Annotated in this window: 26 protein-coding genes and 1 tRNA gene; 12 read left to right on the plus strand and 15 right to left on the minus strand. The window is 70.4% G+C overall.

The features are described from left to right. Positions 1-943, plus strand: a 943-nt coding sequence (locus tag VNL12_RS15010; protein WP_325595751.1) for a protein adenylyltransferase SelO family protein, incomplete at its 5' end; no start/stop codon positions are given. A 156-nt stretch (positions 944-1,099) separates the two neighbouring features. Then, the gene (locus VNL12_RS15015) at positions 1,100-1,252 is read left to right on the plus strand and encodes a hypothetical protein (protein WP_325595752.1); all 153 of its coding nucleotides are present in this window, start codon (positions 1,100-1,102) and stop codon (positions 1,250-1,252) included. 360 nt (positions 1,253-1,612) lie between these two features. On the opposite strand, the gene VNL12_RS15020 is transcribed toward VNL12_RS15015, so the two are convergent. The 6 genes from VNL12_RS15020 to VNL12_RS15045 form a co-directional block, all read right to left on the minus strand. Continuing rightward, positions 1,613-3,253, minus strand: coding sequence for a LysM peptidoglycan-binding domain-containing protein (locus tag VNL12_RS15020; RefSeq protein WP_325595753.1), 1,641 nt, complete (start codon positions 3,251-3,253; stop codon positions 1,613-1,615). 1 nt (position 3,254) lies between these two features. After that, positions 3,255-3,551 carry a hypothetical protein gene (locus VNL12_RS15025; protein WP_325595754.1) on the minus strand — a complete coding sequence of 99 codons (297 nt, stop codon included), beginning with the start codon at positions 3,549-3,551 and terminating at the stop codon, positions 3,255-3,257. A 651-nt stretch (positions 3,552-4,202) separates the two neighbouring features. Beyond that, positions 4,203-4,412, minus strand: coding sequence for a dodecin family protein (locus VNL12_RS15030; RefSeq protein ID WP_325595755.1), 210 nt, complete (start codon positions 4,410-4,412; stop codon positions 4,203-4,205). Between the two features lie 147 nt (positions 4,413-4,559). After that, entirely contained in the window at positions 4,560-4,841 is a 282-nt protein-coding gene (locus VNL12_RS15035; RefSeq protein ID WP_325595756.1) for a 2TM domain-containing protein, read from the minus strand. After that, a complete protein-coding gene (locus tag VNL12_RS15040; protein WP_325595757.1) occupies positions 4,834-5,313 on the minus strand; it encodes a PadR family transcriptional regulator in 480 nt (159 codons plus the stop codon). The genes VNL12_RS15035 and VNL12_RS15040 overlap by 8 nt, the downstream gene beginning before the upstream one ends. Then, on the minus strand, positions 5,310-5,822 hold the full coding sequence (locus VNL12_RS15045) for an adenylate/guanylate cyclase domain-containing protein (protein ID WP_325595758.1): 513 nt from the start codon (positions 5,820-5,822) through the stop codon (positions 5,310-5,312). The genes VNL12_RS15040 and VNL12_RS15045 overlap by 4 nt, the downstream gene beginning before the upstream one ends. A 447-nt stretch (positions 5,823-6,269) precedes the next feature. Between VNL12_RS15045 and VNL12_RS15050 the strand changes: the two genes are divergently transcribed. After that, a complete protein-coding gene (locus VNL12_RS15050; RefSeq protein ID WP_325595759.1) occupies positions 6,270-7,019 on the plus strand; it encodes a hypothetical protein in 750 nt (249 codons plus the stop codon). 52 nt (positions 7,020-7,071) lie between these two features. On the opposite strand, the gene VNL12_RS15055 is transcribed toward VNL12_RS15050, so the two are convergent. The 7 genes from VNL12_RS15055 to VNL12_RS15085 form a co-directional block, all read right to left on the minus strand. After that, positions 7,072-8,088 carry a YeiH family protein gene (locus VNL12_RS15055; protein WP_325595760.1) on the minus strand — a complete coding sequence of 339 codons (1,017 nt, stop codon included), beginning with the start codon at positions 8,086-8,088 and terminating at the stop codon, positions 7,072-7,074. Next, entirely contained in the window at positions 8,085-8,273 is a 189-nt protein-coding gene (locus VNL12_RS15060) for a hypothetical protein (RefSeq protein ID WP_325595761.1), read from the minus strand. Before VNL12_RS15060 ends, VNL12_RS15055 begins: the two co-directional genes overlap by 4 nt. Before the next feature lie 59 nt (positions 8,274-8,332). After that, a complete protein-coding gene (locus VNL12_RS15065) occupies positions 8,333-9,970 on the minus strand; it encodes an AMP-binding protein (protein WP_325595762.1) in 1,638 nt (545 codons plus the stop codon). Further along, positions 9,963-10,370, minus strand: a complete 408-nt coding sequence (locus VNL12_RS15070) for a RidA family protein (RefSeq protein ID WP_325595763.1) — start codon at positions 10,368-10,370, stop codon at positions 9,963-9,965. Before VNL12_RS15070 ends, VNL12_RS15065 begins: the two co-directional genes overlap by 8 nt. A 21-nt stretch (positions 10,371-10,391) precedes the next feature. Further along, entirely contained in the window at positions 10,392-11,894 is a 1,503-nt protein-coding gene (locus VNL12_RS15075) for a gamma-glutamyltransferase (RefSeq protein ID WP_325595764.1), read from the minus strand. Beyond that, the gene (locus VNL12_RS15080; protein WP_325595765.1) at positions 11,891-12,829 is read right to left on the minus strand and encodes a hypothetical protein; all 939 of its coding nucleotides are present in this window, start codon (positions 12,827-12,829) and stop codon (positions 11,891-11,893) included. Before VNL12_RS15080 ends, VNL12_RS15075 begins: the two co-directional genes overlap by 4 nt. Positions 12,830-12,909: 80 nt before the next feature. Beyond that, a complete protein-coding gene (locus tag VNL12_RS15085; RefSeq protein WP_325595766.1) occupies positions 12,910-14,352 on the minus strand; it encodes a GntR family transcriptional regulator in 1,443 nt (480 codons plus the stop codon). A 126-nt stretch (positions 14,353-14,478) separates the two neighbouring features. Here VNL12_RS15085 and VNL12_RS15090 point away from each other — a divergent pair, with 126 nt between their 5' ends. The 4 genes from VNL12_RS15090 to VNL12_RS15105 all read left to right on the plus strand — a co-directional run bounded on the left by VNL12_RS15090 (position 14,479) and on the right by VNL12_RS15105 (position 18,254). After that, a complete protein-coding gene (locus tag VNL12_RS15090; RefSeq protein ID WP_325595767.1) occupies positions 14,479-15,402 on the plus strand; it encodes an ABC transporter ATP-binding protein in 924 nt (307 codons plus the stop codon). Beyond that, the gene (locus VNL12_RS15095; RefSeq protein WP_325595768.1) at positions 15,399-16,253 is read left to right on the plus strand and encodes an ABC transporter permease; all 855 of its coding nucleotides are present in this window, start codon (positions 15,399-15,401) and stop codon (positions 16,251-16,253) included. Before VNL12_RS15090 ends, VNL12_RS15095 begins: the two co-directional genes overlap by 4 nt. A gap of 77 nt (positions 16,254-16,330) precedes the next feature. After that, positions 16,331-17,374, plus strand: a complete 1,044-nt coding sequence (locus VNL12_RS15100; protein WP_325595769.1) for an ABC transporter substrate-binding protein — start codon at positions 16,331-16,333, stop codon at positions 17,372-17,374. After that, positions 17,310-18,254 (plus strand): sulfite exporter TauE/SafE family protein, encoded by a 945-nt coding sequence (locus tag VNL12_RS15105; RefSeq protein WP_325595770.1) that lies wholly within the window; start codon positions 17,310-17,312, stop codon positions 18,252-18,254. Before VNL12_RS15100 ends, VNL12_RS15105 begins: the two co-directional genes overlap by 65 nt. Before the next feature lie 71 nt (positions 18,255-18,325). On the opposite strand, the gene VNL12_RS15110 is transcribed toward VNL12_RS15105, so the two are convergent. Continuing rightward, the gene (locus VNL12_RS15110; RefSeq protein ID WP_325595771.1) at positions 18,326-18,520 is read right to left on the minus strand and encodes a ferredoxin; all 195 of its coding nucleotides are present in this window, start codon (positions 18,518-18,520) and stop codon (positions 18,326-18,328) included. Next, the gene (locus VNL12_RS15115; protein ID WP_414654908.1) at positions 18,517-19,761 is read right to left on the minus strand and encodes a cytochrome P450; all 1,245 of its coding nucleotides are present in this window, start codon (positions 19,759-19,761) and stop codon (positions 18,517-18,519) included. Before VNL12_RS15115 ends, VNL12_RS15110 begins: the two co-directional genes overlap by 4 nt. A gap of 296 nt (positions 19,762-20,057) precedes the next feature. Between VNL12_RS15115 and VNL12_RS15120 the strand changes: the two genes are divergently transcribed. From VNL12_RS15120 to VNL12_RS15140, 5 genes are all read left to right on the plus strand, one after another. Beyond that, on the plus strand, positions 20,058-20,408 hold the full coding sequence (locus VNL12_RS15120) for an STAS domain-containing protein (RefSeq protein ID WP_325595773.1): 351 nt from the start codon (positions 20,058-20,060) through the stop codon (positions 20,406-20,408). 77 nt (positions 20,409-20,485) lie between these two features. Next, a tRNA-Cys gene (locus VNL12_RS15125) sits at positions 20,486-20,560 on the plus strand. Positions 20,561-20,705: 145 nt separating this feature from the next. Beyond that, positions 20,706-21,869, plus strand: a complete 1,164-nt coding sequence (locus VNL12_RS15130) for a DUF2330 domain-containing protein (RefSeq protein WP_325595774.1) — start codon at positions 20,706-20,708, stop codon at positions 21,867-21,869. Continuing rightward, positions 21,866-22,318 carry a plastocyanin/azurin family copper-binding protein gene (locus tag VNL12_RS15135; protein WP_325595775.1) on the plus strand — a complete coding sequence of 151 codons (453 nt, stop codon included), beginning with the start codon at positions 21,866-21,868 and terminating at the stop codon, positions 22,316-22,318. The genes VNL12_RS15130 and VNL12_RS15135 overlap by 4 nt, the downstream gene beginning before the upstream one ends. Before the next feature lie 9 nt (positions 22,319-22,327). Further along, positions 22,328-24,007, plus strand: a 1,680-nt coding sequence (locus VNL12_RS15140; RefSeq protein ID WP_325595776.1) for a proline dehydrogenase family protein, incomplete at its 3' end; no start/stop codon positions are given.

Genomic DNA, 24,007 nt, shown 5'->3' on the forward strand with positions numbered 1-24,007 from the left:
CCACCTGCGCGTCGGCACCTTTCAGTACGCCGCCACCCACCCCGACCGCGCGCTCGTGCGGCGCCTGGCCGATCACGCCATCGCCCGTCACCACCCCGGTGCGGACGACGCCGAGCAGCCCTACCTGGCCTTCTTCGAGGCCGTCGCCGAGGCCCAGGCCTCGCTGGTCGCCCGCTGGATGCTCGTGGGGTTCATCCACGGCGTCATGAACACCGACAACATGACCATCTCGGGCGAGACCATCGACTACGGCCCCTGCGCGTTCATGGAGGCCTTCGACCCCGCCACCGTGTTCAGCTCCATCGACCACGGCGGGCGCTACGCCTACGGCAACCAGCCCGGCATCGCCCAGTGGAACCTGGCCCGGCTCGCTGAGACCCTGCTGCCCCTGCTCGGAGCCGACGACGACACCGATGCCGCCGTCGCCGCCGCCACCACCGTGCTCGACGCGTACCCCGCACGCTACGAGGGGCACTGGCGCGCCGGGATGCGGGCCAGGCTCGGCCTCATCGACGAGCAGCCGCGCGACGTCGAGCTGGTCGACGACCTGCTGGCCCTGCTGCAGACCCAGGCCGTCGACCTCACGTCCTGCTTCCGCGCCCTGTCGTCGACGCTCCGCGGCGACGAAGCCCGGGCCCGGACGCTGTTCGCCGAACCCAACGCCTTCGACGCCTGGTCGGCCCGCTGGCAGGCCCGGGTGTCGTCCCAGCCTCGCGGCGCACAGCCGTCCGCGGAGGCGATGGACCGGGTCAACCCCGTCTACGTCCCCCGCAACCACCTGGTGGAGGAGGCACTGGCCGTAGCCACCGACGGCGACCTCGACCCCTTCCGCCGCCTGCTCGACGTGCTCGCCCAGCCCTTCGATGAACGCCCCGGCCTCGAGCGCTACGCCGAGCCTTCCCCCTTCACCTTCGGTGGCTACCAGACCTTCTGCGGCACCTGACCCCGCCCTGCGACGAGGTGCCGACCAGTACTCCTCGACGATGGATGGAACCGCGTTGGGCCCGCTTGTCGAGCGTGAAGCCCTTGGCGGTGAGAGGCACGACGACGCCCGTGGCCCCGGGGAAGCGCTCCTGGCTTCTCGATCACCGCCGACAGCGTGGATCCTGCCCGGATTCGCATCTACGAGCGGTGGGACGGTGAGGAGGACCTGCTCGCCTTCCGCGGTGCCGGGCCGAGCGACGGCCAGCAGGCTGCGATCGTCGATGCCGACGTGAAGCGCTACGACATCTCTTCGGTCGGCGAGCCTTGAGCGGTTCGACGCTGGTGCTGCCGGCAGCATTGCCGGTCGAGCAAGTCCACGGTTGGCGCATCTGAGCTCCGATCTTCACCCCGCCTCCTGGTGCCCCAGAACCCTGGGTCGCTGACGCGCCGGGGTCATCCTGACCGTTCGCGAGCGAGGTTGCCGGCCAGGTGCTCGTCGTGCCGTTGGCGCCACCGAACTCCGGAGACCCACGACGGTGCCGGCCCATTGGCTGCTACGTCGCCGCCGCTCATCTTGCCAAGCAGTACCGGGAGGACCGATGACCATGCTCATGACCCCAAGCTGCGGAGCTCAGGTACCAGGAAGGGCCCCAATGCCGGGGGCAGATATCCGGCTCTCCCGGAGGGTTCAGTCAGCCACGCGGAAGCCCAGGCCGGCGGGTATGGCCACGCGGTCCCCGGGGTGGATGAGGTCGGGGTCGGTGAGGCCGGGGTTGGCCCGGCGGATCTCCTGCCAGATCTGCGGATCGTGGAGACGCTCGCCGGCGATGGACCACAGCGACTCACCGGAACGTATCCGGTACAGCTCGGGGGCGGCGGGCAGGTGGAAGCGACGGGAACCCGGCGGGGAGACTTCGGGCGGGGCGGACGGCGCATGCTCACCGTTGAGCACCGCATTGCCGCCGCGGCTGATCAGGCCCTCGCCAACCCCTTCCACGCCGACGCGACCGCGAGCCTTGATCAGCTCGTCGCGCCGGGCGAACAGGTCATCGACGCGCTTCTTCAGCGTCCCGCTCCCTACTCCCGAAGTCCCCGAACCGAGCGCAGACAGCGCAGCCGCCTTGTCCTTCTTCGACGCTGCCAGCGACCGGCGCACCGACGCCCGCCCCACCCCGCCGCCGGCGCCGCCGAAAAGCGCCTTCAAGCCCACCTCCGAGGCGTCGACCTCGCCGCTGAACACCTTCTGGGTGGCGACGCTGGAGGCTCCACCGAACGCCGCCCCCTGGATGGCGGCTTGTTTGACGGTGCCGGTGATCCCGGCCCTCTCCAGGAGCTTGGTGGCCGGGCCGGCACCGGCGGCCGAGAGGTAGCCGCCGAAGAGGATGCCGGCGATGTCCTCGTCGGTCCACGTCTTGGGGTCCTTGGACAGGGCGGTGGTGAGGGCGCTGCTGGCGGTCGAGGAGGTGAGGGCGATGCGTTTGATCCTGGAGTTCACCGGGTTGGCGGTCTTGGCCAGGGTCTTGCCCAGGGCCCCGAAACGGCTGGCCCCCACCGTGGAGGTGGCGACCTTGACGCCTTTGGAGGCCTTGGCCGCCACGGAGGCACCGGAGAGGGCCACTCGGGAGAGGCGGCTCACATCCGCGGTGGCCTTCAGCCCGAAGGCGATCCGCGACAAGCGCACGGCCTGGGCCACCCGCAGGGCGGTCAGGGCGCGCTTGGCCCGCTCCAAGAGCGCGGTGACCTTCTTGACGGTCGCCGCCACCCGGGCGACGCCTACGGCCAGCCCGCCGCCGCCGGTGATCAGGCCCAGCACCACGGAGAACCCGATCCACGCCGCGGTCTCGACCACGAGGAGGTGGACCTCGCGGTTCAGGTCGTCGATGCTGCCCGCACCGCGGTCGAGCAGCCGCTGCACGTCGCGGGCGGCCCTCTCCACGTCGGCGAGAGTTCCCGAGAACCCCGTCACGGCGTCGAGGTAGGAGTCGGAGTTGGGGCCGGTCCAGGTGCGCCCGAGCGCCGGACCCCGGCTCTTGAGGCGCTGGCCCTCGGTGCCGAGGGCGTCGGCCACCTCGCCCCAGATGCGGGCGGCCTGGCGCAACGAGTCGGCGTCACCGACCGGGTTGGTGGCGAAGTCGGCGATCGGCGCCAGCTTCTGCTCAAGGTGGGCGACCCCCTTGCGGGCTTCGGCGTAGATCGCCTCGAGGGGGTCGGTGGCCAGGTCCCAGGTTCCCTCGGCGGTCTTGGCCACGAGGCCGACCACCGAGGTGGCGAGGAAGCCGGCAGCGTCATCGACGAAGTCGGGGGTCACGTCGGCCAGGTCGATTCCCATGTCAGCGCACCTCCGAGGCGACGCGGAAGGCCTCGGCGAACTGGCCGGCCGAGGCGTCGAGGTGGTCGAAGCCTTCGGCCACGGAGTCCAAGGCGTCCACCACCTGGCGTTTGGCGTCGTCGTGCTGGCCGATCAGGTCGCTCACCAGACCGAAGCGATCGGCCCGGGGGGAGATGCGGGCGCCGGCCAGGCGGGAGCGGACCTGGTTGACGTCCGCGGCAGAGCGGCGCGAATCGGCTGCGAACCGGTCGAGGACGGCGGGATCGGCGGCGTTGGGCACACCAAGGGATCGCTCCATCCGCTCGACCGTAGGGGCTGCCCGGGGCGCCGTGAATGGGCAACCCTTCCCACGACCGGGCGTCACGCCGAGCGGTCGTGGCACTCTGAGGGCAGGGCCTTGCCAGCCGGACCGGTGCGCACACCGGCGCGGCTCAGCGGTCCCTGAGCGAGGCCGATCCCTCTACGCCGACCCGGCGCACCAGGTTCCCTACCGTCGGTCAGCAAGAAGATGAATGAGCACGCGAGGGCGTGATCCATGGAGCGCTGAGGCTCCGAAGCCGCGAGGTCCCTGCCGTCCTGGCAGTGATGCGTCTCGGCTCGATGACCCCGGACGACGCAGCGCTGAGCAAGAGCGTGGCGAGTGTCACGAGCGTTGGGGCATGTGGGGCTTCTCGGTGTTCGAGGTCCCCGATGGCGACCACGGATCGGGTGACGGTCCAGGTTGAGCTGACCGGAGCCTCGGCCGTCGCGTGAGTCCAGTGGCACGCGAGCTGGAACACCGCCTGCTGGGCGAGCGGGACCACACGGCCCACCACCGGATGGCATCACCCGGGCACAGGCACCGACCCGATCGGCGTGCCGTCCTCACGACGGCCGCCGGGGAGGCAACGTTCGCGTCCGGCTCTGGCGCGCTGCGGTGCCTGACCCGCCAGTTCCCGCCACACCTCCGCTACTGGTCGCCTTCGAACTTGAACGACACGCGGAGCTTCGTGCGGTAGGTGACGACATCGCCGTCACCCATGTCGAGATCCTGCTCCACCACCTCTGCCACCCGGAGGTCGCGCACGGTCTCGCGCGCCCGCTTGACCGCGGTCATGGCGGCGTCCTCCCACGAGTCGTTGCTCGTGCCGATGATCTCGATGACCTTGTAGACGCTCATGGGCGATGGATCTCCTCGGGCTCGGGGTGGGCTCGGGCACCAGTGTGCCCGGTCGTCGCTCCTCCCACCACAGTTCCGACGCCGGGCCCGGTGGCCTCATGGTCGGGGTCTGCGGCCGGGCCCACGCGATGCCCGAAAGGCGGTCGTTCAGCGCGGGGGCTCGGCGCGGAGGCGTCGCTCCTCGTCGGCCAAGAGGATGTCATCGGGATCGGTGGCCAGGAGCGTGGTCGCAGCGTGGGCGGCGACGCCGATGCCCCACCCGAACAACACGTAAAGGAACCACGGTGTGCCTCCACCGCTGAGCGCCCAGACCACCACGAGGAACACGTTGACCGTGATCCAGACGGCGACGTGGACGAGCAGGGCCCGTCGGCGGGCGGTGCGGTGGGCTCGGCGTTCTCGGAACGCCGCGGTGGCGAAGTCATCCATCTCGATCATCTCCGGGGTGGGGGTCGGGGGGAGTGGTGAGCGTGGCCAGCTCACGCTGAGCACGGTCGAGGACGTCGACGGCGGCGCGCTCGTCGGCGGGGACGAGCACGTGTCGTCGGTCCGGGAAGGTGGAGGCGAAGTCGTCGAGCAGGTCGCCGACGGTCGGAGCCGGCCGGCGGGTGCCCAGCCGGGCGGCGGCACGGGCCACGACGCGACCGCCGGGGTCGACGAGGTGCCGACCTCGGTCGGTGACGGCGTAGGTCCGGAGATCGCCGTCTCGCGCGCCAGTGATCAGCCCGGCGTCCTCGAGGGCGAGCAGGGCGGGGTAGACCGCGCCCGGGCTGGGTCGCCAGTGCGGGCCGACCTGGCGACGCAGACCCGCGAGCACGGCGTAGCCGTGAGCCGGGCCCTCATCGGCGAGCAGCTCGACGATCGCCTGCTTGAGCTCTCCTCGGCGGAACACCCGCGTCACAGCGCGAACCTCTGCACCGGGACAGGGTCGGTGCGGCCCCGTACCGCGACGAGCTCGATGTCGTCGGTCGAGGCTCGGGGACCATCACTGTTGCCGTCGACGGTGATGACCACCTCGCCGGGACTGGCAAGGGCACAGAGGCGGGCCGCCAGGTTGACGTCTCGTCCGAAGAGGTCGCCGGAGCGCAGGATCGGGGCGCCGTGGTGGGCCGCGGCCCGCAGTCGCCACTCGACACCGGCGTCCGAGACGACCCTCGCGGTGCGCCGCACCGCCTCGAGCGCGTCGGTGTCGGGCGGCACCATGCCGAGGATCCCATCGCCCAGCCCCTTCAGGACCCGACCGCCGCTCGCCCTCAGCTCCCGATCGGCGCACTGCACCAGGTGTCTCGCCTGCTCGTGGGCCGCGCCGTCACCCGCCTCCTCGGTGAAGGACACGAAGCCGACCAGGTCGAGCATCACGACGATCACATCGACCACCTGGCCGCGCCCCTGTTCGCAGGCCTCGGTCATGCCCGTCTCGCTGAGGCGAAAGCAGTGCCCGTCCCGCCGTTCGACCACGAGGAACCGCTGCCGTTCGAGCTTGAGCAGGCAGGCGAGGAGGTCCGAGGCCGTCGCCCCGAGAGCTCGGCGACCGCGTCCTGCAGGCCCGTCCCGTCGATGCCGTCGGGCGCCGCGAGCAGCACACCCAGGGCGTCGGCTCTCAGGTCACGTCGTCTCGGGATCGCCACAACGTAATGCTACGTTGAAATGAGGCCAACGCACGAGTCGACCTCGTTCCGGTTCGGCGCGAATGGCGCCTCCGCTTCGCGCGGCCCTCCGCTCGCGTCCTGGACCGCCACCGTCGGCGATGGATACCGTGCGGCGACCGAACGGCAGCGCGGTCGGGTGAGCGGTGGGAGGATCCCTGTGGTGACAGAGCATCGGCGTCGTCGTGCCCGTGGGAGTCTGGTCGCGTTCGTGTCCCTGGTGGTCCTGGCCGGCTGCCAGCCGAGCCGTCTGCCGCTCTTCACCGCCAACAGCTCGAGCACCTACGGCGCCGGCTACGTCACCCAGGACCGAGTCGATCGCTTCGCCATCTCCACCACCGGCACCGGGGTCCACGCCGAGGCGCTGGCGACCAACGTGGACGGCAACACCCGCATGCTGATCTGGCCCAAGGGGGTCGACGCCGTGGTCGACGGTGAGTCCTGCGCGGTGTGGACCGGACGCAGCGCGGGTGCCCAGCAGGGAGCCGCCCTGCGGGTGACCCGTGCCGGCTCGCGCATCAGGGCGGTGACCGTGACCCAGAACGTCTACTACGGCGCCGGCTGGATCTTCAACGTCCACACCTGGGACACCGCCCGCGATGGTCACCCCTTCCGCTGGGAGGGCCGGGTCGAGCTCGATTGGTCCTTCGCCGGCCGGCCGTTCCCGTGGCACGTCTGCGCGCGGGTCATCGGCGACGACGTCGAGCTGAAGTCGTGGACGACGAGCGAGCGTGAGCCCGCGTGGGGCGATCCGGACCACGGCGGGCGCGTGAGGCTGCCGAGCGGGTGGCGTCAGCGAGGGCAGGTGGGGTGGTACGTCGGGCACCTGGAGGCCCGGGAACACGCGGACTACGCCGAGCTCTCCACGTGGACCTACGACCCCCGCTCCCGCGATGGGGCGGACGCCGAGCCGTCGACTGAGACGGTCGACATCGGACGGATGCGGGTCGCGGGCACCTGACACCGGCCCCGCGTCGCCGTCCCCGTCGCGGGGCGCCGCTGTCGCGGCCAGTTCAACGTTCGAGGAGCAGCGTGCCTCCGAGCGAGGTGGCGGCGATCACGGCCCAAGCCAACATGCCGAGCAAGAGCGGACGACCACCGATCCGCCGGAGTCGCATGATCGACACGCTGGAGCCCAAGCCCACGAGAGCGCCCGTCAGCAGGAGGTCGCTAAGGGTGGTGGCCGCATCGATGAAACCCGGCCCCACCACCCCGGTCGAGCGGAGGGCGCAGGCCAGGAGGAAGCCGATGACGAAGCGCGGCACCAGCGGCGGCCGTCGCTCCTGGCTCACGCTGCGGCGCCGAGTCAGGCCGACGCCCGCAACGACGGGAGCGAGAAGCGCGACCCGGGTGAGCTTGACCAACAGCGCGGTGGCGAGGGCCGCGGAACCGGCGGTGGAGGCGGTGGCGACGACCTGTCCGACATCGTGGACGCTGGCTCCCGCCCACGTTCCGAAGGCAGTGTCGGACAGCCCGAGGGAGGCCCCGACCAGCGGTAGCCCAACGATCGAGAGCGTGCCGCAGAGCGTGACCAGAGCGACGGCGTAGGCCGCTTCTTCCTCTTCGGCTTCGGCGACGCCCTGCATGGCTGCGACCGCTGAGGCGCCGCAGATCGAGAAGCCGGTCGCCACGAGGAGGCTGAGACCCTCCGAGAGCCCGAGGAGGCGTCCGAGAGCCCGGGTGGCGAGGAAGGTGATGGTGACGGTGACGACGACGAGCGCCACACCGGGGCCGCCGAGATCGATGATGTCACCAGCAGCGAGCCGGAAGCCGAGCAGGACGACCCCGGCACGAAGCAGCTGGTGGCCGCTGAAGTGGAGGCCAGGGCCGGTTGACGACGGGAGCCTCGCCACGTTGGCGAGCAGCACGCCGAAGATCACCGCCGCGACCAGCGGTGAGACGGGCGCCCACAGCGCGGCGATGGCTTGGCAGAGGACCACCCCGGTTGCGACCAGGAGGAGACCCGGCCAGAGCGCTCGCCCCGAGGCGCCTCCTCCTGTTCGTTCGACGCCGGCGGCGGTCCCGCTCACAGCTCGAGATCGAGTGCCGTCTCGACTCCCGGGGGGAGATGTCCGGCGCGGATGGCCGTGACGGCGTGACCGATCCGCTCCGCCAGCTCGGCTGCGTCGTCGACGGACAAGGTGACCTCGGCCAATGGCTCCATGGCCGGCAAGGTCAGTCGGACCTGGCGATTGCCCCGGCTGAACTTGACCACGACAGCCTCAACCGCCGCTGGTGCTCCCTCGCCGGACCGATGAGGGCGTGTCCCGTCGCTCATGTGGCCGACCCCTGAGGATCTGCCCATGCCCTCGAGCGCAACTCGTCCTTGCGAACCTTGCCCGTCGAGGTCTTCGGTAGCTCTTGGAAGAAGATCTGCTTCGGGACCTTGTAGCCGGCGATGGAGGAGCGAGCGTGGTCGATCAGCTCTGAGGTTTCGGGCTGTGGGAGCTCGGGGCGCACGGTGACGTAAGCCCGCGGAACTTCGCCCCAGCGTTCGTCGGGTGCGGACACCACAGCGACCTCGAGGACAGCCGGGTGGCTGAGGAGAGCCTGCTCCACCTCGATGGAGGCGATGTTCTCTCCACCGGAGATGATCACGTCCTTGGCTCGATCGCGCAGCTCGAGGTAGCCGTCCGGGTGCATGACGCCCAGGTCCCCGGTCCGAAACCAGCCGTCGGGGATGGCGAGCGATGTCGCATCGGGATCGCGGTAGTAGCCGAGAGTGACGTTGTTCCCGCGCACCGCGACCTCTCCCATGGTCACGCCGTCGGCGGCGACGTCGACGCCCTTCTCGTCCACCACCCGCAACGACGCCGTTGCGACGTTGCCGATCCCCTGGCGCGCCTTCAACCTCGCTCGATGGGCCTGGTCGAGGCTGTCCCACTCCGGCCACCAGTCGCAGACGACGGCCGGGCCGAACGTCTCGGTCAAGCCGTAGAGGTGGGTCACCTCGATCCCCTTCGCCTCCAGGCCAGCCAGGAGCGTGGGCGAAGGCGGGGCACCGCCGGTTGCGATTCGCAGCGAGCGGCCCATCCCGGCCGTGGGCGCCGCAGGATCTTCGAGGAGATCGACCAGGACGGTGGGCGCCGCGTTGAGGTGCGTCACCCTGGCGGTGTCGATGATGTCCCACACCCGGCTCGGCTCCAGCCGGCGAAGACAGACGTGGGTGCCCCCCGCTGCGGTCACCGCCCATGTGAAGCACCACCCGTTGCAATGGAACATCGGGAGGGTCCAGAGGTACACCGAGCCGATGTCGAGCCGGGCATGGTGGGCCATCGCCAGGGCTTGGAGGTACGCGCCACGGTGGTGATACATCACTCCTTTCGGCCGGCCGGTGGTGCCGCTGGTGTAGTTCAGCGAGATGAGCCCGTACTCGTCGTCGATCGGCTTGGTGGTGACCGGTTCGGCGGCCAACAGGTCCGCGTAGCCGTCGTTCGGTCCGCCGATCTCGATGAGGTCGATCGACGGCGCCAGGCGAGAGACGAGCTCGGCCCCTCGACCGATGAGGTCGTGGTCCATCAGGACCGTCCGGGCACCGGCGTGATCGACAATGTCGGCCAGCTCGGATCCGGTCAGTCGAGTGTTGAGCGCCACGAGGACGGCTCCTGACAGCGGGACGCCGTAGTGGCACTCGAGAAGTGCAGACGTGTTAGGGGCCAACACGGCCACCCGGTCGCCGGGGGCCACCCCGCGACCAGCGAGTCCGCCCGCCAAGCGTCGACACCGGTCCGCGAACTCGCGGTAGGTGAAGGCCCGATCGCCTTCGATCACCGCCACCCGTTCGGCGAACGCAGCCGCGCTGCGGTCGAGGAAGCTCAGTGGCGTGAGGACATCTCCGGTCCTCGCCTGCACCTGGGTGAGGCCCTGCCCCGGTTCGGCGCAAGGGGACGCGGCGCCGATGGGCTCAGCCATGGCGGTCTCCCTGGCCGTCGAGGGCAGCGGTGGCCTCGGCTTCGATCACCAGATCCGGATGGATGAGGCCGGCGACGATGAGGACCGTGCTCGCTGGAGGTGGTTCCCGAAGGACGTCCCGTCGCGCTCGGGCGAAGGCCCGGGCCGCGTCGAGCGAGGTGGCATAGGCGCGCACGAGGCAGACATCTGACCAGCTCGCACCGGCCGCGCTGAGGACCCGGCCCAGTCGTTCGATCACCTGCGCAGCCTGGGCGTCAGGGTCACCGACGCCGAGGACGGTGTCCGCATCCATCGAGACCTGCCCGGCGATGTGGAGAAGTCGGCCGGGCGCGGTGATGGTCGCTTGGGAGTACTGCCCCAGGGGCTCGAGACCGTCGATGACGAGAGCGTCGTAGGCCATTGGTGGTCCTCCTTGGTCGGCTCATAATGCAAGGGCGACACCGGCACGGCGGGTGTCTTGCGCAGCGAGAGGTCCTTGCGGGGTCGACGCCGCCACACCGACGGCGCCCGCGAGCCAGTCGTGGCTGGCGCGGGAGACGAGTCGATGGCCCCGCCCGGCGAGATCGTCGAGGGAGGGCCTGTCCAGGCGATTCTCGACGGCCACGTCGCGCCCGCCCCAGAACGCCCATCGGGGCTCGTCGAGGACCTCTGCCCACCTCTCCGGAGGTTCGTGGAGGAGACCGACGATGACCTGGGCGACGGTCTGGACCTGGGCGTTGGCACCGGGGGTGCCGAGGGCGAGGGCGATCCCTCGCGGCCCGATGGCAGACACGTTGGCGAGGGTGTGCGGCGGCCGGCGCCCCGGAGCGGCCGATCCCGGGCCGGACATCGTGAAGCAGTCGCCGCGGTCGTTGAGGATGATGCCCGTCGAGGGCGACAGCACCCGCGCGCCGAAGGGCCGGTACAGGCTGTGCAACAGGCTCACCACGTTGCCGTCTGCATCGGCGGCGGCAACATGGGTGGTCTCGCCGTAGCCGGCCGTGATCGTTGGTCCGTCGGTGGCGAGCGGACCGAGCCGGATCCCCGTGGCCCTGGGCTCGTCATCGAGAACCTTCTGGGCAACATCGGCACCGTCCTCGGTCACGACGCCGGCGGCCAGGGCGAAGGCGGCTTTGATCGCCTCGATGCCGAGGTGAGCGCCGCGTGCGGTCCCTGCGGCCAGCTCGTCCCGGCCTTCGGTCCCGAGCAGGCGGAGGGCGAGCAGGGTCACGACGCCCTGGCTCACGGGCGGCTGACCGCCAACCTGCCAGGCACCGAGGTCGATCCGCAGCGGCTCGAGCACGGACGCCGTCCCCGATCGGAGGTCATCGGCGGTGAGGCGGGAGCCCGACGACTCCCACTCCGAGGCCGCAGTGACGCCGGCTGTGCCCGCCTGACCGGACAGCAGCGCGTCGGGGCCGACGCAGGCAAGTTCGCCGAGGGTTGCGGCCATCGCCGGCCACCGAACCACCGAACCGCTCTCGGTCGAGCCCCATTGCCCGATGAGGCCTTGGCGGAGCTCTTCGGACGAGTGGTCGACCTGCCAAGCGAGGCTCGGTGAGATGGCGAACCCGCGCGCCGCGATGCGCTGTGCGGCGGTGAAGGCATCGGCGAGGGGGCGCCGGGCTCCGAGGCCCGCCACCGCCTCCATGCCCGAGACGGCGGCCGGGACGGTGCTCGCGGCGGCGCCGGGCCCCGTGCCGGCCGCCGGGGCCGGGCCCGAAGCGTTGACCGCCACCTGCTGGCCGTTGCCGACGATGAGCGCGAAGAGGTCGCCTCCGGGCCCACACATGTCGGGCATCACGACCCACTGCGTCGCGGCCGCCGCCAGGACGGCGTCGAACGCGTTCCCTCCATCGGCGATGGCGCTCAGGCCAACGACGGCGGCGCGTGGATCCCCTGCCGCGACCGCTCCGAGGGTTCCCCTCGCCGTTCCCGGTGTCACCGCCGGTCGCCGGGGGGCGGGCCCGGAGTCGTGGTGTCGTCGGGGTGGTCACCGATCTCCGGGAAGTGGGGGAGCCGGATGTCGAGCGGCGCCACCTCCCGTCGCAGGCGCCGAAGCGCGTTGCGGAGGATCGTCGGCTCGTCGTCGGGATCGGTCGCGCCGAGCCCGTGTTGGGCGGTCAGGCGGCGCGCCTGGCCGGCAACTTGCTGCATGTCGTCGGGCAGGTTGGTCACCGCGTAGACGCCACGAAGGAGCGAGGTGCGCAACTTCGCCTCGAACTTGCTCTCGATGCTCCGACGCTCGAGATCGGTGATGTCGTCGAGCTTGTGCTGCATGAGGATCTTGCCGAACCGGATGTGGCGGCCCTCGTCGGCGAGGATCAACTTGTTCACCTCCTTGATGGCCGGCACCACCGCGTTGCGGTACCGATCCTGCAGGAGGTCGCCCGACAGCGACTCGAAGAGGGTGTTCAAGAACAGGTTGGCGTAGAAGGAGAGCTCCTGTTCCTCGCGCTCGTCGTGGAAGCGGGGGATGATGGCTTCGAAGTAGCTCTCGGTGGGGCCGGGCTGAAAGCCGCCGAATCGCTCTGCCACCAGGTAGGAGGCCTCGAAGTGGCGGGTCTCCTCGCGGATGAAGTTGACCAGGTGCGCCTTCACCTCGTAGGGCCGGTGCTCGGCGATGGCCTGTCTCAGCCGCTCTGCGCCGTAGGGAACGGCACCGTGCTCCATCCACGCCCGAAGGCTCCAGAACGTCGCGGCGGCAGCGCGGACCTCGTCGTTGATCTCGACGTCGTCGAAGGTGTGCCACGGGATGTCGGCGAGCGGCTGCCACTGCTGCTCGTGCGAGCGTCGGACGAGGTCGGCGACCTCTGGGAGCTCGACCTCGGTGACGATCGGGTAGGGCGATGCGACCTCTGTTGTTGCGATCACCGTCATGGTGGCTTCCTCCGCTGTGGCTCGTAGTCAGTAGTCTGTATACCAAATCGGCGCCTGCTTGGGAAGGCCCGGGCCCACGGTCACCCGCTCCCCACGCGGCCGGCGTAGGCCTGTCGGGCAGACTCGACGTGCTCGCGAGCCAAGCCGGCAGCGCGCTCGACGTCAGCGGCCTCGATGGCTTCGACCAGGACACGGTGGTCATCGAGTCGTGGTGCCCGCGCCGTTCCGGCGAAGGATGCGACGAGCCAAGCCACCTGCTTGGCCACCCGGAGGGTCAGCTCCCTCAACGTGTGGTTGCCGCTCATCCGAGTGATCTCGTCGTGGAACTGGTCGTTCAGGGTGACGATCGCGACCCGGTCCCCATGATCGTAGGCCCGCTGCTCGTCGGAGATGAGGCTGCGGAGTGACTCGACCTCGCGAGCGGTCGCCCGTTGCGCCGCTCGTCCCGCAGCGTGGGCCTCGAGCAACCCACGGACCTCGAACAGCTCGGTGGCCTCTGCGGGCGAGACCGTGCGCACGGTCGCTCCGGCCCGAGGGCGGGTCACCACCCACCCGTCGCGCTCGAGCATCCGGAGGGCCTCTCGCACCGGGATCCGGCTGACACCGAGCTGCTTCGCAATGGTGTCCTCGACCAGAGCGGAACCCGGGGCGAGCCGCCGAGCCATGATCTCCCTCTCGAGCTCCCGGTAGACGCGCATCCAGAGCGGATCGTCTTGCTGCAACCGCCGTAGCCCGGTCGCATCGACCGCACCGCCTTGACCATCTTCTTCGGCCGTCACGTACGGCTCGTTCCCTTCCCGAGGTTGCAAGCGGGCGCTCTCATCGGCACCGAGCTCCCAAGCGTAGCCGTCAGCCATCGACCGGCGATCGAGCCCGGTGCGTTGCTGGTAGGCGAACAGCGTCTCGGCCGTGTGTCGACGGGCAACGGCAACCGCGGCCGAGGCGTCACCGTCCATGATCGCTCGGGCCAGCTCGCTGTGTTCGTGCCACGAGCTCGTGGATCGAGCGTGGGCGACCTGGGCGAAGAACCAGCGCACGCGCACGTCCAGGTGATCGAGCAGCTCAGCGAGCACAGGACTTCGTGCCATCCCGGCGACGAGGTGGTGGAACTCGCGGTTCAGCTCGACCAGCTCTTCAACCGCACCGTTCGCAGTGGCTGTCTCGCCCCGGGTCAACAGGCGCTCGATCGCCGGCAGCTCCTCAACGTGGCGGCGACGGGCGGCTCGTCCGCTGACGGCGACGTCGAGCAGCGCCCGCACCTCGAGCACGTCTGCGCCTTCAGCCGGGTCGGCGTCGCGCACCCGGACCCCGAGACGACCCCGGCTGACGACCCAGCCGTCTCGCTGGAGCGTGCGCAACGCTTCTCGGACCGGGTTGCGGCTCATGCCCAGGCGTCGGGCCAGCTCCTGCTCGGGTAAGGGCATCCCTGCGGGCAGCGCGCCGTCGATGATCCACGTCCGCAGCTGGTCACGGGCGCGTTCCCACAGCACTGGCTCGGCGGGTGCCTGCGCGCTGGTGCTCATCGCCACTCCTTTTGCATACGGTATGACATCGGGCGACGGAGACCTAGACCATGCGGAGTTCGGCCCCTTGACATCTGTTGTAGGCGGTATACCATCGCACGAAGCCTACCTCGCAGGGGGATAGCCATGGCCATAAGCGTCGGCACAGGAGCCGTCTCCGTTGAGCCCAGCCGCCCGCCACCGTCCATCGGGCCGGAGCCGCCGTCGGAAGGTTCCGCCCGAGCCGCGGGCGAGCCCCACGCCGATCCTGCCGTCCAGGCTCGCGGGCTCGCCGTCTCCTTCACGCGCCGCCACCGCACGGCCACCGTCTTCGAGGGCCTTGACCTCGAGGTCGGCGACTGTGAGTTCCTCGTTCTGCTCGGACCGTCGGGCTGTGGCAAGAGCACGCTGCTCCGAGTGCTCGCCGGGCTGGTTCCTCCCAGTGCCGGTGCCATCTCCTTCACACGAGAGGCGTCCGAGGACGGCCAAGGCTCGCCGGGTGAAGATCACCGCGTGAACATGGTCTTCCAGGACGACGCCCTCCTCCCATGGCTCCGCACGGTCGACAACGTCGCCTTCGGTCTCCAGCTGCGAGGGATCTCGCGTCAGGAGCGGCGGAAGCGAGCCATGGTCGAGCTGCGCTCGGTCGGCCTCGAGCGATTCGCCGAAGCCTTCCCCCGCGAGCTCTCCGGTGGGATGCGGCAGCGGGCGAACCTGGCTCGAGCCTTCGCCAACGATCCGACGCTCCTGCTGATGGACGAGCCGTTCGCCGCCCTTGACGTGCAGACGCGCACCCTCATGCAGAACCAGCTGCTCGATCTGTGGGAGCAAAAGCGGCGCACCGTCGTGTTCGTGACCCACAGCATCGAGGAGGCGATCCTGCTCGCTGACCGGATCCTCGTCATGGGTGCTGGTCCCGGCCGGTTCATCGCCGAGTTCTCAGTCCCGTTCGATCGACCACGCAACGGCGAAGACCTTCGCTTCGATGAGCGCTTCGCGGCGCTCCACCGCGAGATCTGGGGCCATCTGGAGGCCGAGGTCATCAGGAGCTTCGAGGAGCCGGGCCGATGAAGGGCACCTCCGAAGGGGCCGTCTCCATCGACGGGGCCAAAGGCGTCGACTCGGCGATGGCGAACGCCAGCAGGGCGACTCGCCTGCGACGCCAGCTCCGGCCCGGACCCGAGATGATCCTGGCCGTCGTGTCGCCCCTGGTGCTTCTCGGCGCTTGGGAGCTCCTCGCCTACGCCGAGGTGATCGACACTCGCTTCTTCAGCCAACCGACCCAGATCTTCGCCACGCTGGGCGAGATGGCGTCGTCAGGCGAGCTGACCGAGCACGTCACCGCCAGTCTGCGGCGGGTGGCGCTCGGTCTGGTGATCGGGGTCGTGCCCGGCACGCTGCTGGGGGCGGTCATGGGCCTCTCGCGGCTCGTACGAGCAATCTTCTTGCCCGTGATCGCTGCGACCTTCCCGATTCCGAAGATCGCCATCCTGCCCCTGCTCCTGTTGATCTTCGGGATCGGTGAGCGCTCCTCGGTCGCACTCGTCGCCATCGGCGTCTTCTTCATCGCCCTCTACAACACGATGGGCGGGGTCTTGAACCTACCGGCGAGCTACCGAGACGTGGGCTCGAGCTTCGGTGCTCGACGGGGCCAGTACATCCGCCTCATCGCGCTACCGGGGGCCCTTCCGCACATCTTCACCGGCATCAAGCTCTCCGTCGGGATCGGGCTGCTGCTCATCGTGGCGGCGGAGTTCGTCGGCACACGCACCGGGATCGGCTATCTCGTCTGGTCCTCATGGGAGGTCTTCGCGGTGGAGCGGATGTTCGTCGGCCTGCTCCTCCTCGGTCTGCTCGGTTACATCACCAACATGGCGATGGATGCCCTTGAACGTCGACTGATCCCTTGGAGAGAGCAGTGAAGATCCACCACGCACCACAAACGACAGCAAGGAAGGCCCCCACCATGCGACGTGTCCTCTTCGGTTGTGTAACCCTCGTGCTGCTGCTGTCGATGGTGGCGTGCGGGGAAGACGAGGATGAGGCTACGTCTGATGCGGCGGGAGACCTCGACCCGAACGAGGAGCTCGAACCGTTGGATCCCGCTCGCACGGTCCGGCTCGGAGTGGTCGGTGCCTACTCCGATGCGCCCCTCTACTTGGCGATCGAGCGTGGCTACTTCGACCGGTTCGGGATCGAGATCGAGCTCTCGAACTTTGCCAACTCGGGAGAGATGGTGGCGCCCCTAGGGTCAGACCAACTCGACGTCGGTGGAGGAGCGGTTGCTCCGGGCCTTTGGAACGCCGCCGCAAGAGGGATCGACGTGCGGGCGTTCGCCGACAAGGGGTCCAACGCTGAAGGCTTCGGCTACTCCGGGTTCATTGTGGCCCCGGGGTCGTCCATTGATTCATGCGAAGACCTCGAAGGTAAGCGGCTGGGGATAAGTGCTACGTCGAATGGCGTGCTGCACTCCCAGGAGATCTTCCTCAACAGCTGCGACCTCAGTCTTGAAGATGTGGAGACCGAGGTCCTCGGTTTTTCGGAGATGACGACCGCAGTGGACCAAGGGTCGCTCGACGCGGCGTACTCCATCGAACCACTCATGACGATCGCAGAATCAGAGGGCCTTGCCGAGATCTGGCTTCGGGAGGACGAGATACGGGATTCCCAGCAAGCCATCTTGTTGGCGTCTCCTGGCTTCCGAGATGACCGGGAGCTGGCCAGTCGGTTCGCCGTCGCCTACGCGCTCGGCGTTCGAGACTACCGGGAGGCTGTGATCGAAGGCGAGGGCCCCGTACCGGAGGAGTTCATCGACATCCTCGTCGATAACACCTCACTGGAGGATCGAGCCCTCTACGAGGAGGTCGTCCCGGCCTTCATGGCGGAGCACGGTGCGCTCAACTTGGAGGCGATGCGTTCGGACTTTGAGTGGTTCAAGGAGCGGGGAGACATCGAATCCGACGACGTTCAGTTCGAGGATGCGGTCGACACGAGCTACGTCGAGTTCGCGGAGGCTTACCTGGACGCGAACCCAGGTTCGTGACGCTGAACCGTCGCCGGACACCGCCCTCCCTCGTCACGCCACAGTGAGGACGTCGACAGCAGCATCCAGTTCCCCCGCGACCGGTGACGGAGTGGGTGCATGGCGGGTGATCCTCGTCGGGGCCCTCGCAGGCTTCACCTCTGGGCTCTTCGGGGTGGGAGGCGGCGTTGTGATCGTGCCTGCTCTCGTCCTGCTGGCCGGGTTCGGGCAACGGATGGCGCACGGCACCTCCCTCACCGCCATCGCGCCGATCTCGATCGCTGGGGTCATCGGGTACGGCGTCGCGGACGAGGTGGAGTGGACGGTGGCGGGGCTAGTTGCCGTCGGTGCCGTGGCAGGCGCCACCGTCGGCACCCGTTGGCTGGGGAGTGTGAGCCAACCGGCTCTCCAGATCGGGTTCGCTGGGGTACTGCTCGTGACGGCTGCGGGCCTCGTGACCGACACGCCCCCTGACGCGGCGCCCCAAGCCCTTCACGCCCTGACGGGCATGGGATACGTCATCCTGGGCGTCGGGGCCGGCGTCCTCGCCGGCCTCATGGGCGTCGGAGGCGGTGTGATCATCGTGCCCGTCCTGACCATCGCCTTCGGGCTTCCCCTGGCCATCGCCAAGGGAACGTCGCTCGCGGTGATCGTCCCCACCGCGATCATGGGCACGCAGCGCAACGTGCGCCATGGTCACACCCGCCTTCGTCCCGGCCTGCTCGTCGGCGCGGCCGGAGTGGCATCGGCGCTCGTCGCCAGCCAGATCTCCCTGGCCCTCGATGCGCGTGTGTCGTCGCTCTCGTTTGCGGTGCTGCTCTTGTTCGTGGCCGTGCGCCTGACGGTCATCGGATTCCGGGAGCGTCAGGCGCGAGGGTCGGGGACCACACTTGTGGGGTGACCCTTGCGCACCGCCGTGCACGCCCACGCGACCCGGCTCGCGGCGGCGAACGGGTGAGTGGGGTCGGCGGTTCAGGCCTCGATGGTGATGGCGTACTCGGGACAGTTGTCGGCGGCCAGGCGGGCCTTGTCCTCGAGCTCGGGCGGCACCTCGCCCTCGATCCGGAGGATGGCGTAGCCCTCGTCGTCGACGTCGAAGACCTCGGGCGCCAGCAGGTAGCAGCGGTTGTGGCCCTCGCAGGCGTCGCGGTCGTACACGACCCTCATCCCGTTGCCTCCTCGGCGGGGACCGTGGCGAGCAGGCGCAGCGGGAGGCACCGGGGGCCGCGGACCTGGCCGGTCGACCAGCGGACCGCACCGGGGTCCGAGAGCTCGAAGTCGGGCACCCGGCGGAGCCACTCCTCGAGGGCGACGCGCAGCTCCATGCGGGCGAGGTTGGATCCGAGGCAGCGGTGGATGCCGAGGCCGAACGCGGCGTGACGGTTCTTGGTCCGGTCGAGCACGACCTCGTCGGCCCGGTCGAAGGCCTCGGGATCGCGGTTGGCCGACGGGAACGGCAGCAGCACCCAGTCGCCCCTGGTGAGGTGCTGTCCGCCCATCTCGATGTCGTCGGACACGAGGCGGGCCATGGTGACCGGGGCGTAAGCCCGCAACATCTCCTCGAGGGCGTTGGGCATCAGCTCGGGTTCGGTGACGAGCCGCCGACGGTCGTCGGGGTTCTGGGCCAGGTGCCAGATGCTGGCGCCGATGGCCGACCAGGTCGTGTCGATCCCGGCGATGAGCAGCAGGGCGACGGTGCCGATGATGTGATCGTCGTCGAGCGGCTCCCCGTCGAGGTCGAGGCCGAGGAGGTAGCCGATGAGGTCGTCGCGGGGGTGGTCGCGGTGGTCCTGGATCGCCCGCTGGAGGTAGCTGATCATCGTGTCCTCGGTGTCGGTCGGACCCGACTGGCCCGGCTTCTCGAGGATGCGGTGGATGAAGACCCGGAAGCGGTCCCCGTCCTCGGGCGGCACCCCGAGCATGTGGGCGATGACCCCCACAGGGATGTGCTGGGTGTAGGCGGTGGCGGCGTCGACGAGCGGGTCGCCCGACGCGAGCATCTCGTCGATGAGGGCGCGACAGAGCGTGCGGGTGGCGGCCTCGAGCGGCCTGATGGCCTTGGGGGAGAAGGCGGGCAGCAGCAGTCGCCGCGCGAGCTCGTGGAACGGGGGGTCTGAGGTGATGGGCGGGGCGAAGCCGACCGGCGCCGGGGCGCTGGGCCTGAAGTCCGAGACGATGATGCTCTGGGACGAGAAGTGGTCCGTGTCGTGGGCGATGGCCGACACATCGGAGTGCCGCGTCGGCAGCCAGGCCCCACCGAAGCGGTCGGTGTGGGCGACGGGGCAACGGTCGCGCAGGTCGGCCCAGATCTCCGGGGCGGCCGCCGCGTAGTCGTCGTGGGTGTGGTCCCAGTCGGTGGCCCAATCCTCGGGTCGAGGGCGCTCCTGGGGCGCCGGCGTCTCTGGCATCTGGTCGGTCACCCGGTGCACCACTTCCTCGTCCCTTGCCGATCTCGTCTCACGGTAGCGGCCTGGTTGACCCGCCGGTCAGTCGACCACCTGGGAGGCGGGTCACGCCGGGCTGACCACCGGCCGGCCCGGGGCGAGCGGCCTCAGTGGTGAGCAGGTCGACCAGATCAGTCGCTGAAAGTGGTGGCGAAACGCATCGAAGAGACCCGAGAAGTGGGCGGGATGAGGCAGACGATGAGCAGATCGCTCCGGATGACCTTGTTTCCCAGCGGCTGGCGGGGGGGACGACACAGATCGTGAAGGTGTCGCGCGCGCCGGAGGCGTCGGGCCCCATCGGGGCCGTGATCGAGATCGACCGCTCCCGACTGTCCGAGGGCGTGGTCACGCTTCGCCTGGCCGGCGACCTCGACATGTTCTCGGTGCCCCGGTTGCGGGCCGCGCTGGCCGACTCGATCGGCCGGTGCGATGTGGTGCTCGACCTGAGCGGGGTGGCCTTCTGCGACTCCAGCGCCTTGCGCGTGTTCGTCGATGCCCAGCGAACCTCGGCCGCCGGCGGGCGCACGCTCGAGCTCGCCCACCCCAGCCGGGCGGTGCGCGAGCTCTTCGAGGTGAGCGGCCTCCGCGGCGTGCTCCACGTGACCACCTGAGGTCGAGGTGCGGCGCGTCGTCAGCCGGTTCGGGCCCGGGAGGACGATGGGAGCCGGAGGCTATGGTCTTCGGACCTGGCGTCGTGGCCGAGTGGCTTAGGCAAGGGACTGCAAATCCCTCAACCCGGGTTCGATTCCCGGCGGCGCCTCCAACCAACCGAGACCCCGACCCGGGCGCAGCGGCGGGGCCAGGCCGACGTGGCCCCGGGGCCGACGGGTGACATCGATCGCCACCGTCGGGAACCAGCGTGTCGCGGGCGGCGTCGGAGGGGTGACCGATCCCCCTCGGAGGCCACCATGAACGATCGCCGACCTGCAACAATACGCCACTCGGACCGACGGGGCTCCCGGTCTCGTCGCCGACTGCGTCGCGCCGCGGCCGCCACCGCGGCGACCATCGCCGTCGTGCTGCTCGGGGCCGGGCCCGCCCTCGCCTGCGGCGGCCTCGTCGGCGAGAACGGCTCCATCGAGCTGGTGCGCACCACGACCCTGGCCGCCTACCACGACGGCGTCGAGCGCTACGTCACCTCCTTCGAGTTCACCGGCGAGGGCGAGGAGGTCGGCTCGATCATCCCGCTGCCCGACGTGCCGTCGGAGGTCGAGCGGGGTGGGGACTGGACCCTCCAGCGCCTCCAGCAGGAGGTCGCCCCGCCGACCGACGGTGACGAGGCTCGGGCCGAGTCCGCGTCGGCCGATCAGGCCGAGGTGATCCTCGAGGTCGAGATCGACGCCCTCGACATCACCGTGCTCAAGGGCGGGGCCGAGGAGGTCGGCACGTGGGCGGTCGACAACGGCTTCCTGCTCACGCCCGACAGCCCCGAGGTGCTGCGCTTCTACGCCGAGCGGAGCCCGGTGTTCATGGCGGCCAGGTTCAACGCCGGGCGGGCGGCCGAGCTGGGCCAGCAGGCCGGCGACGGCACCCCGATCATGGTGACCATCCCCACCGACGACCCGTGGGTGCCGCTGCGCATCCTCGGGCTCGGGTTGGAGGAGGACCAGCAGGTCGAGGCGGACGTGTTCCTCCTGACCGACGACCGGCCCCAGCTCCTCGCCGGTGGCAAGGGCCTCGAGCTGGCCCGCAGCGAGGAGGCCGGTGCGTCGCTGCTCGCCGACCTGCGCTCCGACGAGGGCATGGAGTGGGTGCCCGACGACATGTGGTTCACCCACCTGCCGCTCGAGGCCGACGCCGGGGAGCTCGACTACGACCTGGCGGTGTCGACCGACGCCGATGCTGCTCCCGCGGTCGCCGATGCCGGCGTCCCCGAGGTGCAGGCCGTGCCCATCGACGGCGAGGGCGACGCCGGCATCGCCTGGTGGCCGGTGACCGCCGGGGTGCTCGCGGCGGTCACCGTGATCGGCGGGGTCTCGCTGGTGCGGCTCATGGCGGCCCCCCCGATGCCGGCGGTGCGCACCACCGATCGTGACGCCACCGACCGGCCCGCCTCGGGCCCCCAGCCGTGACGCGGCTGGCGACAGCGCTCGCCGCCCTCGTCGTGGGCGGCGCAGTGACCGGCGGTGGCTACGCCGTGGCCGCGGCGGACGACGAGGCCGCCGAACCGGTGCGGGGTCCGGGCACCACCACCGTGACGGTCACCATCCGCGACAGCCGGTTCAGCCCGGAGGTGATCCGGGTGTGGGAGGGCACGCAGGTGCGCTTCGTGGTCCGCAACCGCGACCCGCTCAACCACGAGCTGGTGGTGGGGCCCGATGCGGTCCACCTCCGCCACACCGACGGCACCGAGGCGGCCCACCCGCCCGTGCCCGGCGAGGTCTCCCTCGGTCCCGGCCAGACCGGCGCCACGGTGTACGACTTCGACGAGCCCGGGACCGTGCGGATGGTCTGCCACCTGCCCCGACACGAGGACTACGGCATGGTCGGGGCCGTCGAGGTGGTGCCCCGCCCGGGTTAGCGTGCCCGGGTGTCGGCTGAGCTGGATGCCAAGGTCACGGCCACCGCCCGGCGCATCGCCGAGCTCGGCGGCGACGAGGGGTCGTCGGTCTACCGGATGTCGTGGTGGAGCGAACGCATGCTCGACTGGGCGATGGAGAAGCCCGAGTTCAAGGCCCAGCTGTTCCGCTTCGTCGATGTCTTCCCCGCCCTCGACGGCGATGACGACGTGGCCCGCCACCTCGACGAGTACCTCTCGGGCGTCGGCGTCCCCAAGGCCCTCGGGCTCGGGGTCGGGGTCGCCGACCACGTGCCCTTCGGCCACCGGGTCGAGACCGGCGTCGCCCGGCGCAACATCACCCGCATGGCCGAGCAGTTCATCCTCGGCGCCACGACCTCCGAGGCCGTCGAGGGGGTGGCGAAGCTCTGGGCCGCGGGTACCGCCACCACCGTTGACCTGCTGGGCGAGAAGACAGTGGTGGCCGCGGAGGCGGATCGCTACGCAGCCCGGGTGGTCGCCCTGCTGACCGCGCTCACCGACGCCGCGCCGGGCTGGACCGACCACCTCCACCTCGAAGCCGACGACGTGGGGGCCCTGCCCCGCGTCAACGTGAGCGTGAAGCCCTCCGCCCTCGCCGATCACTTCGCGCCGCTCACGCGCGCCCAGGGCATTCGCGCCGCGACCTCCCGGCTGCGCCCGATCATGGTCCTCGCGGGCGAACGGGGCGCCACGGTGAACATCGACATGGAACACGCGGATGCCAAGGACCTCACCCTGGCGGTGTTCCGCGAGCTGGCGTCGGACCCGGAGCTCGCCCACGTCGACATGGGCATCGTCGTGCAGGCCTACCTCCGCGACTCGCGCGACGACCTGGTCGACCTCATCGCCCTCTCGGAGCGGCGCGAGCGGCCCATCACCGTCCGGTTGGTGAAGGGCGCCTACTGGGACACCGAGACGATCCAGGCCCAGAGCGCGGGCTGGCCCCTGCCGGTGTTCGAGCGCAAGGAGGAGACCGACGCCAGCTACGAGCGTTGCACCCGCCTGTTGCACGACCACCACGGCTCGGTGCGGGCCGCGTTCGGCAGCCACAACCTGCGCTCACTGGCCTACGCCGTCGAGTACGCCCGGAGCCACGGCATCGCGGACACGGGATATGAGATCCAGATGCTCCACGGGATGGCCGAGCCCGTCCACCGGGCGGTCACGCGCCTCGGCCTGCGGCTGCGGGTCTACGCCCCGGTCGGCGAGCTGGTGCCGGGCATGGCCTACCTCGTGCGCCGGCTGCTGGAGAACACCAGCAACGAGTCCTTCGTGCGCCACCGCTTCGCCGAGGGCGACGCCCTCGAGGGCCTCATCGCCCCGCCCGCCGTCGATGCCCTGCCCGAGCCGGGGACGGCCACCCGTCTCGACACCGACCCCGACGACCCGTCGCCCTACGTGCCCGAACCGCTGCGGGAGTGGCGGCGCAGTGAGGTCCGCCACGCCTTCGCGGCGGCTGTGCAGCACGCCGGCGACGCCGGCACCATTGTGGTGCCGGCGGTGATCCGCGGCCGGGAGGTGACGACGGCCGAGACCATCGACTCGGTCGATCCCGGCCGCCCGGGTCGCGTCGTCGCCCGTTCGGCGGCCTGCGGCGCGCGCGAGGCCGACGTTGCGGTGGCCGCCGCCGTCGCCGCCGCCGGGCCGTGGCGGCGCACACCTGCCCCCGAG

It is taken from the genome of Iamia sp. (assembly GCF_035575815.1).
GTDB lineage: Bacteria > Actinomycetota > Acidimicrobiia > Acidimicrobiales > Iamiaceae > Iamia.

Coding starts and splice junctions, on each gene's coding strand:
- VNL12_RS15020 (WP_325595753.1), bottom strand. CDS start 3,253: ATGGGAATCGACCTGGCCGACGTGACCCCCGACTTCGTCGATGACGCT.
- VNL12_RS15025 (WP_325595754.1), bottom strand. CDS start 3,551: ATGGAGCGATCCCTTGGTGTGCCCAACGCCGCCGATCCCGCCGTCCTC.
- VNL12_RS15030 (WP_325595755.1), bottom strand. CDS start 4,412: ATGAGCGTCTACAAGGTCATCGAGATCATCGGCACGAGCAACGACTCG.
- VNL12_RS15035 (WP_325595756.1), bottom strand. CDS start 4,841: ATGGATGACTTCGCCACCGCGGCGTTCCGAGAACGCCGAGCCCACCGC.
- VNL12_RS15045 (WP_325595758.1), bottom strand. CDS start 5,822: ATGACCGAGGCCTGCGAACAGGGGCGCGGCCAGGTGGTCGATGTGATC.
- VNL12_RS15065 (WP_325595762.1), bottom strand. CDS start 9,970: ATGGCTGAGCCCATCGGCGCCGCGTCCCCTTGCGCCGAACCGGGGCAG.
- VNL12_RS15070 (WP_325595763.1), bottom strand. CDS start 10,370: ATGGCCTACGACGCTCTCGTCATCGACGGTCTCGAGCCCCTGGGGCAG.
- VNL12_RS15080 (WP_325595765.1), bottom strand. CDS start 12,829: ATGACGGTGATCGCAACAACAGAGGTCGCATCGCCCTACCCGATCGTC.
- VNL12_RS15085 (WP_325595766.1), bottom strand. CDS start 14,352: ATGAGCACCAGCGCGCAGGCACCCGCCGAGCCAGTGCTGTGGGAACGC.
- VNL12_RS15090 (WP_325595767.1), top strand. CDS start 14,479: ATGGCCATAAGCGTCGGCACAGGAGCCGTCTCCGTTGAGCCCAGCCGC.
- VNL12_RS15095 (WP_325595768.1), top strand. CDS start 15,399: ATGAAGGGCACCTCCGAAGGGGCCGTCTCCATCGACGGGGCCAAAGGC.
- VNL12_RS15105 (WP_325595770.1), top strand. CDS start 17,310: ATGCGGTCGACACGAGCTACGTCGAGTTCGCGGAGGCTTACCTGGACG.
- VNL12_RS15110 (WP_325595771.1), bottom strand. CDS start 18,520: ATGAGGGTCGTGTACGACCGCGACGCCTGCGAGGGCCACAACCGCTGC.
- VNL12_RS15115 (WP_414654908.1), bottom strand. CDS start 19,761: ATGCCAGAGACGCCGGCGCCCCAGGAGCGCCCTCGACCCGAGGATTGG.
- VNL12_RS15130 (WP_325595774.1), top strand. CDS start 20,706: ATGAACGATCGCCGACCTGCAACAATACGCCACTCGGACCGACGGGGC.